We start from the raw sequence: 13,924 nt of genomic DNA on the forward strand, positions 1-13,924 counted from the left end.
CTCAACCTCGACCGCGATATGGCGCAACACCCGTTTCAGGCACCCAAAGGCCTGACGGAATTTCGCCAGACTGCCAGAATACGTCGATAGGAATACCACCGCGAGGATACCAGTATCCTGCGATACGGAACCACTTCGGCGCCAGTAATTCTGTCAGACGCTTCGCGATATAGAGCGTGCAGTCTTCATGGAACGCGCCATGATTGCGGAAAGACTGCAAGAACAACTTCAAGCTCTTTGATTCTACAAGGAATTCACCCGGCGCATAGTCGATGACGATATGGGCAAAATCAGGCTGGCCGGTTACCGGACAGAGCGATGTGAATTCTGGCGCAACGAAGCGCGCGCAATACAGCATATCCGGATGCGGATTCTGCACACGCTCCAGCTCTGCTTGTTCCGGCGTAGCAGCTGCATCAACCTTCTCACCGAGCTGATCCAGCCCCGTATAAATATCGTTTTGGCTCATCACGCCGGTCCCATAAGAAGCAAATAAATATAGACGCAATAGCCGAGCAGCAGCACGCCACCCTCCCATCGCGCGAGTTTGCGCCCTGTGAATGCAAACAGGACGAGAAAGAACATAGACAGGATAAGGCCGCCAAGGTCGCGGCTCACGCTGATCTGATCAAGCGGAACGTTGAATGGCATAATGCCTGACGTTATGCCGAGAATACCGAACACGTTGAACGTGTTGGAGCCAAGCACGTTACCAAGTGCGACATCCGGCTTTTTCTTGAGCGCCGCCATGACGCAGGTCACGAGCTCTGGCAGGCTGGTACCGATTGCAATGATGGTAATGCCGATCACAGTTTCAGACAGCCCGACCATGCGCGCGAGCTGCACGCTGCCGTCGATCAGAAACTTCGCACCGAGTACGATGCCAAGAAGCCCACCAATTGCCATCGGAATGGCCAGCAATAGCGGCACGTGCGCATCCATGATCTCCGCTTCGTCACGGTGCAGCTCGGCTGTATCGCTATGGCCACCCTGTTTGCGGTCACTATAGAAGCTGTAAATGATGATGCCGACCAGCGTGAGGAAAAGCGCAACACCGGTCAGACGAGAGGCAAACCCGTTGAAGTAAATGAGAGCCGCGAGCGCCAGTGTCGCAGCGATTGCAAATACGCCATCGCGCGCCAGCGCCTTCGGATTTGTCACGATCGGGTAAATGACAGCGGCCGTACCGAGCACTAGAAGAATATTCGCAATATTGGATCCGAGCACGTTTCCAACGGCAATGCCGGGGCTGTCTGCCGAAACGGCGTTCAACGAAGCAACGAGTTCAGGAGCCGATGTGCCAAAGCCAACAAGCACCGCACCGATAAACAGATCAGAGACCCCGATACGGCGAGCCAGAGCGACCGATCCGCGGACAAGAAACTCGCCGCCCAGGATCAGTCCAACAAGGCCTCCGATGATCATCAACCACATCATGCTTTCAAACCCACGCTAATTGGGCTTCCTTATGGACGACTCGTTCGCCGGTTCCAAGGTTAGCCGCAGCGATTACAAATGGTATGTTCAGGGGAGAAACGCAAATGTCCATTTCAACAGATCTGTCAGGTCGTGTCGCAATTGTAACAGGCTCGGCAACGGGGCTTGGTGCGAGCATCGCAAAGCGTCTCGCGGAGGCCGGTGCCAATGTCGTGATCAACTATTCACGCAGCAGCACAGAGGCTGAAGCTACAGCAGACGAATGCCGCGCCTTTGGCGTAGACGTTCATTGCGTGCAGGCCGATGTGTCTGAAGACGCAGACTGTCGCAAACTGGCTCAGGTCGCATCGCAATACGGGCGACTGGACGTACTCGTGAATAATGCAGGCATCACAAAACAGGTGCCAAACCATGCCGACCTTGGTGGTCTGGATAAGGATGACTTCCTGCGCCTCTACTCCGTGAACGTCGTCGGTCCGTTCATGATGGTCCGCGCCGCAGAAGACCTGTTACGCGCAGCGCATGAGAAAACCGGTATCGCAAGCGCCGTTCTGAACACCTCCTCCATCGCAGGCGTGACTGGGATTGGTTCGTCGGTCGCGTACGCAGCCAGCAAAGGCGCATTCAATACAATGACGTTGTCGCTCGCGCGCGCGCTCGCCCCAGCCATTCGCGTCAATGCAATCTGCCCAGGCTTCATCGGCACGCGCTGGTTCAAGGATTATATGGGCGAAGAAAAATATAACCGAATGGAAGCATCGGTCCGTGCCACGACGCCGCTGCAACACGCATGTAATGCCGACGACATTGCTGAATCGGCAATGTTCTTCCTCACAGACGCATCCAGGCACGTCACCGGCGAAACACTATTAACCGATGCGGGAACCCATTTAGGGTTTGCACCATTAAAGGCACGATAGGAGCAAATTCCGGAAATCGCGCGGCACGCCGATTCGCAATCGTTGCAAGAAAGCAACATAAACTCACGTGAAAGCGGTCACTCACAACACTCTTTTCATTACATAAATTACATAAACGCTCGATGTTTCGTGTCAATTTTACAACAAGTTGACACAAAACATTCACCCAAATCCTGAAAGATAAATGCGCACGATCTGTGACCAAATCGAATTTTCGCTGCTTACGTCTTGTGCAAGCTACAGATTTTCGTGATCAACCGGACTAACCTTGCTTGCTGAACAGGCTCTCAATTAACAATTTGACATCAGGCACTGCGGCGCCGCGCGATGACTTTGATATGGTTAAAGCTTATCATCTGCGTCACATGCTTGTGCGTTTCGGCGTGCGGTTTGTAAAAACATGGGGAAACAAATAATATGATCCGTAAAATTCTGTTTGCTGGCGCGGCCAGCCTCGCAATCGCAGCTCCTGCAGTTGCTCAAGAAGTATCCGTAAGCGGCAACGTTGCTCTTTCTACTGAGTATGTTTGGCGTGGTGTGACTCAGTCTAACGGCGACATGGCTATCTCTGGCGGCTTCGACCTCGAGTCTGGCGGCTTCTACGCTGGCACGTGGGTTTCTAACGTTGATTTCGAAGACTCTTCTGACACAAACATCGAATGGGACTTCTACGCAGGTTTCGCTGGCGACCTGACTGAGAATATTGGTTATGACATTGGTCTGATCTACTACGCTTATCCGGATTCCAGCGACCTGGATTATGACTTTGTAGAGCTTTATGGTGGTCTTTCTACCGAGCTTTCTTACGGCCTCGGTCTCTCTGGTTACATCTACTGGGATCCAGACAACGAAAACATCTACGTTGAAGCAGCAGCTGGTTACGCTCTCACTGACACGCTCGGTGTTGATGCGACTGTTGGCAACTACTCCTTCGATGGTGGCGGCGACTACACAACATTCTCTGTTGGCGCGACTCTCGCAACTTCAGTTGGTCTCGACCTCGACTTCCGTTACTGGGACACAGACATCAACGGCCTGGACGACACATTCGTCTTCACCGTGTCTAAAGCTCTGTAATTTCTTCCTGCACACGCAGGTTTGAAACAGAAGGCCGGGTTCTAATGAACCCGGCCTTTTTGTTGGCGTTATTATATGAAACAAAGACTTACACTCTAAAAATCAGGATTACCCATGACACCAGTTGAAGCGCTACAGCCTGTTATTGCCCTTTTAGGAGCAGGTACCGTTGCCGCTTTAACTTCGAGAGCCCTGAAACTCAGCCCGATGGTTGGTTATATCGTCGCCGGCATGATTATCGGCCCATATGGCCTGAATGCCATCGAGGAAGGCGATGTAACCCACCTGCTTGCCGAAATGGGCGTGGTATTCCTGCTTTTTGATATCGGCCTGCACTTCTCATTGAACGAGGTGAAGAATAGCCGGCGGGATATATTCTTCCTCGCTCCGCTCCAAATGGCCATTTGTGCCCTCGTATTTATCGGCGGCGCCATCATGCTGAACATCAGCATTCCTGTAGCCATAGCGATAGGCGTATCGCTCGCCCTCTCCTCCACCGCCGTGGTCACGCAAATTCTGGGCGAGCGCGATTTAAACACCTGTCCAGCAGGCCGGTCTTCCGTCGCCGTCCTCGTCTTTCAGGATGTCGTCGCGATCTTCTTATTGATTTTTGCCAACTCACTGGAATCGGACCCAGCCCGCCTTGCGACTGCGATGGGCATCGCGGCAGGACAATCCATTCTCGCCTTCATTGCGGCAGCATTGATTGGCCGCTATATGGTCCGCCCGCTCTTCCGCGTTCTCGCATCAGCCCAGGTGCCAGAAATCTTTACCATGACAACGGTATTGATTGTGGTGGCTGCCGCGACTGCCACAGGCGCGATCGGGCTTTCCTTGACACTTGGCGCTTTTCTCGCAGGGATGGCCATCGCTGACAGCCCATTCCGTCACTCCATTCAGACAGAGGTGTCTCCGTTCCGCGGCCTGCTGATCAGCTTCTTCTTTGTGAATGTGGGCATGATGATCGATCTGCCTTCCGTCGGTTCGAACATACTTCTGGTCATAGCAGTCGCACTGGGCATCATGCTGATCAAAACCGTAATGATCTTCATGGCGGCACGTATCAATAAGTGGAATTTACCGGGCGCGACCCGCCTGGCATTCCTGTTGCCTCAGGCATCGGAGTTCACGCTCGTTGTCCTGTCGCTCGCCGCAGTTCGCGTCGGCACGCCCGGTAACTGGATTTCAATTCTAGTTGGCGCGACAGCACTCTCACTGGCACTCGCACCGGCATGGGCTGGGCTGGGCATCAAGCTGTCCCGACGTATCGCCAAAAAGCTCGCCGAGGGCATTATCACGGGCACGACCCGCAAAGAGGCTCAGGAGCTTCAGGAAAAGCCCGAGGTCATCCTGTTTGGCATGACACCGAGCAACCGGATCATTGCGGACGCTCTGTTGCATTTGAACATTCCGCATGTCGCGCTGGACAATGATCCGAAACGCTTCATCGCTGCCGCCTCTGACGGGTATAAGGTGACCTTTGGTATAGCCTCCGACTTTCGCATGCTGAGCACGCTGGATGCCATGCAGGCAAAAGCCCTGGTGCTTGGTCTGCCGAATTACACCGTCTCCAAAAGCCTGACGACCGAAGTCAATGAACGCTTTCCGAGACTTAAACGCTTCGTTGTTGTTGAATCTGTTGAAGATCATGCACGCCACCTCGCGCTTGGTATGCATCCGCATCTTGGCAGCACCTCCATGGACTCCATTGCACTTGCTGGCGAAGTGTTGAGAACGCTTGAGGTTTCTGAAGACCGTATCAAAGAATGGACCGATGCCGAGATCGAACGTCTCGAGCGTGACGAAGCTACCGCCAGCAATCCGGAAACCACCGAAGCAGCTTAGATTTTCTTCTGTTTCTGAAATCCTCTCCCCACCCTCACGCGTAGTAAGAGGGGAGAGGATACTGGAATGCTGGAAAAACTGCCTGACGGGTACAATGCGGTCGTGATCGGAAGTACTGGAGAGATTGGCGCAGCCGTTCTTGAACGTTTGCAATCGGATGAACACTGCGCGAACGCGATAGGTCTCTCCCGGCGCTCTGATCCATCTGTCGATTACAGCGCTCCGGCGTCTCTTCAGGATACGGCCGCAAGGATAAAAGCGAAATTGGGAGAGATCCATTTTCTGTTTATCGCCACCGGAATCCTTGCCTCATCAGATGGCGCCTCACCTGAGAAAGCGTTCAGTCAGCTAACGCCGGAAAGTCTGTCAGAAGAGTATGCAATTAACGCAGCGGGACCGGCTCTGACCCTCGCTGCTTTCATGCCCCTCCTCCCACGTAATGCGCCATGCACCGTCGCATCTCTATCTGCGCGCGTAGGCTCGATTGGTGACAACGGACTTGGCGGCTGGATCAGCTATCGCGCGTCAAAAGCCGCCTTAAACCAGATCATGCACACTGCCGCGATTGAACTTGGCCGCAAGAACGACCAGGCCGTGTGCGTATCTCTTCACCCCGGCACGATTGAAAGTGACCTTTCCCGTCCGTTTGCGCGCGACCGCTTCACCCATACCGCAGACGAATGCGCGGCCAACCTTCTTGGCGTGCTCTCAAACCTGACGCCCGCCCAGAACGGTGGCTTCTTTGATTATTCCGGTGAGGAGATCGTCTGGTGAGTACGCGTAACCTGATCCTAATTCTCGGCGACCAGCTCTCACCTGAGATATCATCTCTACGAAATGCCGATCCGGAGAAAGACACCATCCTGATGTGCGAGGTGATGGATGAGGCGTCTTATGTGAAACACCATAAAAAGAAGATCGCCTTCATCTTTTCTGCCATGCGCCACTTCGCAGAGGAAATGCGCGATGCAGGCTGGACCGTAGAATATACAGAGCTGCGAGACGCCGATAATGCTGGCAGCCTTTCCGGTGAACTGACCCGCGCCGTCGAACGCCTGTCCCCTGAGAAAGTCATTATGGCAGAGCCTGGCGAGTGGCGGGTGTTTAAATCCATACGCGGCTGGGGCGCGCAGGCGGACTGTGACTTTGACATGCCAGAAGACGATCGTTTCGTCTGTTCGACCGCAGAATTTCAGGACTGGGCGAAAGGGCGAAAATCTCTGCGCATGGAATTCTTCTATCGCGAGATGCGCAAGAAAACCGGCATTCTGATGGAGGGAGATGATCCTGCCTGCGGGCGCTGGAACTTTGATTCAGAGAACCGCAAGCCCGCCGCAGATGACCTCTTCATCCCAAAGCGCATGAAGTTCAAGCAGGACGACATAACGCGAGAGGTTCTGGACCTTGTTGAGGCCGAGTTTCCGGACAATTTCGGCAAGCTTGATGGGTTCTGGTTTGCCACCACCCGCGACGATGCTGAAGAGGCCCTCGATCACTTCATATCAGATGCCCTCTCTTGCTTTGGTGACTATCAGGATGCGATGCTGATCGAGCACAAATTCCTCTATCACAGCCTGATCTCCTTCTACATCAATGTCGGGCTTCTGGATCCGCTCGAGACCTGTCGCCGGGTTGAAAAGGCCTTCCAAGACGGCAAAGCGCCCATCAATGCGGTTGAGGGGTTCATCAGGCAGATCATTGGCTGGCGCGAATATGTACGCGGCATCTACTGGATGGTGGGCGATGACTATGTGAACAAAAACGGGTTCAACGCGAAACGGTCCCTGCCGCACTTTTATTGGAGTGCGGATACAAAGATTAAATGCGTGGCTTCCGTTGTGAGCCAGACGCGCGATGAAGCCTATGCGCACCACATCCAGCGTCTGATGGTGACCGGCACATTCGCGCTTCTTGCCGGTATTGATCCGTTTGAAGTCCATGAATGGTATCTTGCGGTCTATGCAGACGCTTTTGAATGGGTGGAGGCCCCTAACGTCGTCGGCATGGCGCTGTATGCTGATGGCGGGTTTCTGGCGTCGAAACCCTATGCAGCCAGCGGCTCTTATATCAATAAAATGTCCAATTATTGCGGCGACTGTCAGTACGCTGTCTCGAAGAAGACCGAAGAAGGCGCTTGTCCGTTCAACTCACTCTACTGGCACTTCCTGGTTGAGAACCGTGAGACTTTGAAAGACAATGGCCGTATCAACCGCGCCTATTCCACATGGGATCGCATGAGCTCCGAGAAACGAACCGCCTATCTGGAACGGGCCGAGCACTATCTGTCGTCTCTCGACACGTTGTAGTTATGCTCAAGTGATCACAGCCCATTCGATTGACGTTAGGTAAGCAAAAATTTCCTCCAGATTTATTCCTAGAGGGAATTTCAGACATTCTATTCCGGTATGTTATGCCTCACGCGCATTTTTCTTGCGTTTTCTGCGATTTTCTTCCAAAGCCCTAGTTAACGCGAGCGGCAACTAGTCATGCCTGATTTCAGGCTGTAGGGTCGCGCCATAACTCGAGGGAGAAAACTATATGCGTGACGCAGTAATCCTTTCCACCGCACGTACTGGCCTTGCGAAGGCTGGTCGTGGTTCTTTCAACAACACACACGGCATCACAATGGCCGGTACAGCGATCAAAGGCGCTATGGAGCGTGCTGGTATTGATCCAGGTGTTGTAGAAGACGTTTACCTCGGCTGTGCGCAGCCAGAGGGCGCAACAGGCCACAACGTTGCACGTAACGCTGCACTCTGGGCTGGTTGTCCGTCCACAGCGTCTGGCGCAACGATCAACCGCTTCTGCTCTTCAGGCCTGCAAGCTATTGCTAACGCTGCATGGACCATCAAAAACGAAGGCGCTCCGGTTGCTATCGGCGGCGGCGTTGAATCCATCTCTCTCGTGTCCGGTTCTGGCAACATGAACCGCTCTAACTACACAGAAGAGAAGCTGATGAAAGAATGGCCAGCCATCTGGATGACCATGATTGAAACAGCGGAAATCGTTGCAGATCGCTACGGCGTTTCCCGTGAGTATCAGGACGAATACTCTGCGCTGTCTCAGGCGCGCACAGCTGAATTTCAGTCTTCTGGTAAAATGGCTGAAGAGATCGTTCCGCTCACAACAATGATGAAACTGGTCAACAAAGAAACTGGCGAAGAATCCTTCCAGGAAGTTACTTGTGACCGCGACGAATGTAACCGTCCAGGCACAACTGCCGAGTCTCTGGCTGGACTGAAGCCCGTCCTCAAAAACGGCCAGGTCGTTAAAGAAGGCAAGTACGTAACAGCGGGTAACGCATCCCAGCTTTCTGACGGCGCTGCTGCGCTCGTTCTGATGGAAGCTAAAGAAGCTGAACGTCAGGGCAAAGAGCCTCTCGGTCGTTTTGCTGGCTTCAACGTTGCTGGTTGCGATCCCGACGAAATGGGTATCGGCCCGGTATTCGCTGTTCCACGTCTCCTCGAGCGTCACGGCCTGACAGTTGACGACATCGACCTGTGGGAGCTCAACGAAGCTTTCGCGTCTCAGTGTCTCTACTCCCGTGACCGTCTCGGCATCGACCCGGAAAAGTACAACGTCAATGGCGGCTCTATCTCTATCGGTCACCCGTTCGGCATGACCGGCGCACGTTGCACCGGCTCTCTCCTTCTCGAAGGTAAACGTCGCGGTGCGAAATGGGGCGTTGTCACCATGTGTATCGGCGGCGGCATGGGTGCTGCTGGTCTCTTCGAGATCTTCTAAGCCCTGCGCTTCATTTGAAGTTTAAAAGCCCGGAGCAGATGCTCCGGGCTTTTTTTGTTAGCTGCCGTGCAGATCGGTACGTCAGTCCGTCGTCGGTTCGTAAACCGCACGATCGAGATCACCCACAAAAACCTTCTGGCGTAAAATCCGCGAGGGATGCTTCGTTAGAAGACGTTCATAATCCCCATCCCGACTTTACCTTTTGCGCCAAACCGTGCAGGAAGCGCCAAAAGATAACTTGAGGAAGCACTTATGAGTAATCCTGATCTCGACTATCTGGATGAGAATGCAAAAAAAGACGGAGTTACCGTCACCGCTTCAGGTCTTCAGTACCGCGTACTGGAAGAAGGTACAGGCTATAAGCCGGGCCCTCGCGATAAGGTGAAAGTTCACTATGCCGGCCGCCTCGTGAACGGCAAAGAATTCGACAGCTCTTACAAGCGCGGTCAGCCGATTGAGTTCCCGCTTAACGCTGTAATCGCAGGCTGGTCCGAAGGCGTTCAGCTGATGCAGGAAGGCGCGAAGTACGAATTCGTGATCCCGTCCCAGCTTGGTTATGGCGCACGCGGTGCACCTGGCGCGATCCCGCCAAATGCGACGCTGATCTTCGACGTCGAGCTGATCAAAGTCGGCTAAGCCCAATTGATCCGAAATTTTGAAGGCGACCTCTCATAGGTCGCCTTTTTTATTATCTGAGCGTCTGCGCTGTGATGAGGTCTGTATAGCGCGCCGCGACCTGCCCCAGATCGATCTGGTTGAGGAATGTCGAGTAAGACAGATAGGCCAAAAGATAGCGTGCATCTTTCGCCCATGGCGGCATGAACTGCGGACGTTTGATCAATTCCTGATGAGCTAAAACATCCATAGCCTCAAGGTCTTGCAGGTCGATCTTGCCAACGAACAATAACTCTATCAGGCGCGTATCACCGGCTCGGATTGCCGCTCTCAAATATGAGTGCACTTCTACCAGACCGGAGAGATAAACTCCGTCTTTCGTGAAGGGTGCCCCGCCATCGACAAGCCCCCCGCGCACAACACGACGCGCGCTTTCAAAGGCCTCGAACGGAGCATCACGTGTCGATTTCTCACGGAAGAAATTATAGAGATCGATGAAGTCTGCACCATTGGCCGACATATCAATCGCGATGACGCGGTCAGCCAGTCGGCGAAAACGACGCGGATCAATTGAGCCGGTAATAAACTCCGCGAAAACCGCCAGCCCCTCCTGCGTACGTGCATTGCCCGGATGGCTTTCACCCAGAATCTGGAAACGGTCATGGCGGCTGCCATTAAAGCCCGTCGCAATATGGATCAGCGCCTCATGCTGAAGAAGCTGCGAACAATCGAGATCGGAAAAGCTCGCATCCTCGCGCAATTTCACATAATCGCGTCCCGCGGCAGCCTTAGCAGACACCTCGCCAGTGACGATCACTTCAGGTGTGTCAGCGCCAAAATGCTCTGGCAGTTCAGCGTCCAGCTGCGCTTTCAATTGCTGCGCTGTCAGGACGACCGGCTTTTCGAGTTTCAGCGTGCCTTCATCGAACTCTGACAGAAGCCCATCAAGACGACGTGCTAGATCAAGCGTTGTGACATTGCCATCGGCAATCGGCTGCTGCGGCGAGCCGTACAGCTCGTTCGAGAACACGCAGAAGCCCGCAGTGCCGATAGACGCCAGCATGGCAGCCGTCTGCTCGCCTGTCTCACACAGGCGTAAAAGCCACTGATGGACAGCACTATCGCCGTCGATCAGCTCACGAGCAGCCTTGATGCGCTCGCCCGATGGATGCGGATCAATACGGGTGTATGTAGGCTTTGGAAGCTCTTTCGCATCTGCTGCAAAAAACGCGTCTGCTACACTGCGATCCCAGTTCGTAGACTTGAGAACAGGAAGCCGGTCCTCTGCTTCAAATAGCAGGGTTGCGGCCCGATCGAACCGGTCCAATTCTTTTTCGGAAAACTCAGGCAATCAATGCAAATCCCAAATGCACCGCTTCATGCTTAAAGCTGAATCGGCATTTAGGGTAGCAAATGGCCTACCGCAATCACAATTTATGCGACCACACCTGTTGCAAGGCCTTCAAACCAGGCCCCAAGTGCCAGCGCGTCACGGCGGTGACCACCAATCCTCCGAAGCGCTTCGTCGTCTTCGCCCCATTGCTCCATTTGCCAGAGCTCATCAACAATGGAGATGTCATAGGCATCAAGCGCTGTCAGCTCTTGCTCGGCAACAGCCATGGAGAGAACCGCGGAGCCATAAAGACCAAGCGCCATACCAAGACCGGTGAGTACGAAATCGTTCTTGCCGGCAGCAAAAGCGCCAATCGCCTCAATGCTGGCAGGCGGCTGAGGCGCGTTCATGACACCCTCAGTTGGCAGCAGAAGCACACCATGCTCACGGCTCGCCCAATCACGCAGCGGACGGAAATGCCCCTCCTGACGGTCACGAAGCTCTGTAGGCCCCTGTGCGAGATAGCAAACCAGATCAGTGCCGGCATATTTCTGCACTTCCGCAATCAAAGCATCGCGCGTGTCAGGTGTTCGGTCGAGGGCGACATTCGCCATGCGGGTGAGCGTCATGGTTGGCAGATCGATCTCTTCAATCTGTCCCTCCCACTCCTCAGCAACTGAAACCGCGAGCGCTTGCGTCGGAAGTGCCAGTTTGCGCTTGGCAGGTGTTACGGGCGTGCGGCCGTCCAGTTCAACGTGCCAGCCGGTTTCGCCTTCAGAGACAGAAACAGTTTTATAAAAGCGCTTCGGCTTTTTGAGAGCAGATCCATTAGTCATGCGCGCCTCTATACAGAATTCTGAGCAAGGGTCACCCCCTCACACTGTCACGCCTCAACGCGCGCAAATGTGAGCAAAGCATCAGACAGGCTGTCCATCTCATGGTGGATATGATGCGCCTCGGCACATTCCAACTCATGCGCTTCACCAAAGCCCCAGCTCACGCCGTGAGTGACCACGCCCGCAGACCGGCCCATATGAATATCGTGGATGGCGTCACCGACCATAACGGTCTGTTCCGGCTCTACGCCGACCGCTTTCATGGATTCTGTCACCATAAACGGGTTCGGCTTTCCGGGGCCATCATCCGCGCACCAGACCGTATCGAAATACCGTCCCAGATCATGCATACCGAAAACGGCCTCTACACCTCGACGGGATTTTCCGGTCGCAACCGCCATGAGGCAATTCTGATTGGCCAGTGCTTCGAGAAGCTCCACCGCGCCATCATAGAGCGGTTCACGGAAATCAGGGTTCTGCGTGCGATGCGCCACAAAGGCGTTCTTATAAGCCTCAGCCAGCGCAGCAACGTCTCGGTCGGACATACCCTCTGGCGCAAGAATGCGGCAGCCATCCTCAAGCCCGAGCCCGACAATCTGGCGGGTACGGTCATACTCGGGCGGAGTCAGACCAAAGTTCTCGAACGCCGCGGTCATCGCATTTTGAATGACCTTCCGGCTATCAACAATGGTCCCGTCAATATCCCAGACTACCAGTCTCAGGCTCATTCAAACGGTTCCCATGGGTCCTTGCCTGCTTCTTCCAGAAGGAAGCCGAGCGTCTTGAAAGTTTGCTTCATATGCGGCGGCAGAGGCGCGGTCAGCGTCAGGTCCTTGCCGTTCTTACGCGGAATGACCAGTGCCCGCGCATGGAGGTGCAGACCGTCAGCCAGACCGTTCAATGGCTCGCGGCGGCCGGGATATTTCGGATCACCGATAATCGCGTTCTTGATCTCTTCCATGTGAAAGCGGAGCTGGTGGGTACGCCCCGTCAGCGGAGACAGCGCCATCCATGCAGCCTTTTGGCCTGCCGTAGAAATCACCGAGTATTCTGTAATGGCGTGCTGGGAGCCTTTATCGGACTGAACAGCCGGAACCATGCGCTCTTTATCAGCGCCTTCCGTCCCTTTGACCATCCAACTACGGATCTGCCCGCGGATCGGATGAGGTACGCCTGCACACACCGCCCAATAGACTTTCTTGAGCGTACGGTCGCGGAACATGTCACCGAGCTCAGATGCCGCACGTGGATGTTTGGCGATCAGCAAAACGCCTGACGTGTCTCGGTCCAGACGATGTACCAGACGCGGGCGATGTTCACCCTTCATCAGTGCATCCAGCATGCCATCAATATGGCGGTTCGTGTTCGTACCGCCTTGCACGGCCAGCCCCATCGGCTTGTTCAGCGCGATGATGTCGTCATCTTCGTAGATGAGCATGTCACGAATGAAGGCTGCATCCTTGGCAGAAACGGTCTTCGCGCGCTTCTCTTTCGCTTTGTCGAGATCTTCTTTGGTCGGCAGAGGCGGCACGCGAACCATCTGACCTTCTTCAAGCCGTGTGTTAGCTTTCGCGCGTGCGCCATCAACACGGATCTGTCCCGTGCGCAGGAATTTCTCGACCTGCCCCTGTGTCACACCTGCATACCGGCGCTTGAACCATTTATCGAGACGGGCGCCCGATTCCTCGTAGCTCACCTCGATGAGCTGAACCTCTCCGCTCACATCAGAACCTTTCGTATGATGAAGAGGCCGGCGAATACCATAAGGACACCAAGAATGACAGAACTTCCGGCATAAAGCGCAGCCTGCGTGTAAGCCTTACTTTCTACCATGCGTGCCGTTTCCAGCGAGAACGCGGAAAAGGTGGTAAAACCGCCCAGAATTCCGGTCGCCAGAAATATCTGTGCACCTCCTGCACCGGCAGCGCTCTTATGCGCAAACCATCCGATCACCAGCCCCATGAGCAGCGATCCGACGATGTTCACGGTGTAAGTGCCCCAGGGCCAGCCCGGCCCCATAAATCGCAGCATCGCGGCACCTACGCTGAAGCGCAGCGCAGAACCGATTGCGCCACCAACTGCCGCAAATATGAGATGCTGTGTAAACATGGTGTCTC

At 54.4% G+C, this 13,924-nt stretch carries 13 protein-coding genes and 1 pseudogene; 7 read left to right on the forward strand and 7 right to left on the reverse strand.

Annotated features, from left to right (window positions below; all coding sequences use genetic code 11):
- Nucleotide 1: 1 nt before the first annotated feature.
- A complete protein-coding gene (queF, locus tag G523_RS0114580; RefSeq protein ID WP_022695805.1) occupies nt 2–469 on the reverse strand; it encodes a preQ(1) synthase in 468 nt (155 codons plus the stop codon).
- Complete coding sequence (locus G523_RS0114585; RefSeq protein ID WP_022695806.1) at nt 469–1,437, reverse strand: calcium/sodium antiporter; 969 nt, start codon at nt 1,435–1,437, stop codon at nt 469–471. The genes queF and G523_RS0114585 overlap by 1 nt, the downstream gene beginning before the upstream one ends.
- A gap of 104 nt (nt 1,438–1,541) precedes the next feature.
- Between G523_RS0114585 and G523_RS0114590 the strand changes: the two genes are divergently transcribed.
- The 7 genes and pseudogenes from G523_RS0114590 to G523_RS19500 all read left to right on the forward strand — a co-directional run.
- Nucleotides 1,542–2,357 (forward strand): SDR family NAD(P)-dependent oxidoreductase, encoded by an 816-nt coding sequence (locus tag G523_RS0114590; RefSeq protein WP_022695807.1) that lies wholly within the window; start codon nt 1,542–1,544, stop codon nt 2,355–2,357.
- Between the two features lie 417 nt (nt 2,358–2,774).
- A complete protein-coding gene (locus G523_RS0114600) occupies nt 2,775–3,434 on the forward strand; it encodes a TorF family putative porin (protein ID WP_022695809.1) in 660 nt (219 codons plus the stop codon).
- A gap of 114 nt (nt 3,435–3,548) precedes the next feature.
- The gene (locus G523_RS19495; protein ID WP_022695810.1) at nt 3,549–5,279 is read left to right on the forward strand and encodes a cation:proton antiporter domain-containing protein; all 1,731 of its coding nucleotides are present in this window, start codon (nt 3,549–3,551) and stop codon (nt 5,277–5,279) included.
- A gap of 66 nt (nt 5,280–5,345) precedes the next feature.
- Nucleotides 5,346–6,053 carry an SDR family NAD(P)-dependent oxidoreductase gene (locus G523_RS0114610; protein ID WP_022695811.1) on the forward strand — a complete coding sequence of 236 codons (708 nt, stop codon included), beginning with the start codon at nt 5,346–5,348 and terminating at the stop codon, nt 6,051–6,053.
- A complete protein-coding gene (locus G523_RS0114615; protein WP_022695812.1) occupies nt 6,050–7,585 on the forward strand; it encodes a cryptochrome/photolyase family protein in 1,536 nt (511 codons plus the stop codon). The genes G523_RS0114610 and G523_RS0114615 overlap by 4 nt, the downstream gene beginning before the upstream one ends.
- A 232-nt stretch (nt 7,586–7,817) precedes the next feature.
- The gene (locus G523_RS0114620; protein WP_022695813.1) at nt 7,818–9,023 is read left to right on the forward strand and encodes an acetyl-CoA C-acyltransferase; all 1,206 of its coding nucleotides are present in this window, start codon (nt 7,818–7,820) and stop codon (nt 9,021–9,023) included.
- Between the two features lie 267 nt (nt 9,024–9,290).
- Nucleotides 9,291–9,659: pseudogene (locus tag G523_RS19500) on the forward strand (FKBP-type peptidyl-prolyl cis-trans isomerase); the annotation flags it as partial.
- A 52-nt stretch (nt 9,660–9,711) separates the two neighbouring features.
- Here G523_RS19500 and G523_RS0114630 read toward each other — a convergent pair.
- The 5 genes from G523_RS0114630 to crcB form a co-directional block, all read right to left on the reverse strand.
- Nucleotides 9,712–10,989 carry a flavohemoglobin expression-modulating QEGLA motif protein gene (locus tag G523_RS0114630; RefSeq protein ID WP_022695815.1) on the reverse strand — a complete coding sequence of 426 codons (1,278 nt, stop codon included), beginning with the start codon at nt 10,987–10,989 and terminating at the stop codon, nt 9,712–9,714.
- A gap of 83 nt (nt 10,990–11,072) precedes the next feature.
- A complete protein-coding gene (locus G523_RS0114635) occupies nt 11,073–11,807 on the reverse strand; it encodes an ATP12 family chaperone protein (protein WP_022695816.1) in 735 nt (244 codons plus the stop codon).
- A gap of 47 nt (nt 11,808–11,854) precedes the next feature.
- Complete coding sequence (locus tag G523_RS0114640; RefSeq protein ID WP_022695817.1) at nt 11,855–12,535, reverse strand: HAD-IA family hydrolase; 681 nt, start codon at nt 12,533–12,535, stop codon at nt 11,855–11,857.
- Nucleotides 12,532–13,530 (reverse strand): RluA family pseudouridine synthase, encoded by a 999-nt coding sequence (locus G523_RS0114645; protein WP_022695818.1) that lies wholly within the window; start codon nt 13,528–13,530, stop codon nt 12,532–12,534. Before G523_RS0114645 ends, G523_RS0114640 begins: the two co-directional genes overlap by 4 nt.
- Nucleotides 13,527–13,916, reverse strand: a complete 390-nt coding sequence (gene crcB, locus G523_RS0114650) for a fluoride efflux transporter CrcB (protein WP_022695819.1) — start codon at nt 13,914–13,916, stop codon at nt 13,527–13,529. Before crcB ends, G523_RS0114645 begins: the two co-directional genes overlap by 4 nt.
- Nucleotides 13,917–13,924 lie beyond the last annotated feature (8 nt).

The organism is Ponticaulis koreensis DSM 19734, assembly GCF_000420665.1.
GTDB classification, from domain to species: Bacteria; Pseudomonadota; Alphaproteobacteria; order Caulobacterales; family Hyphomonadaceae; genus Ponticaulis; species Ponticaulis koreensis.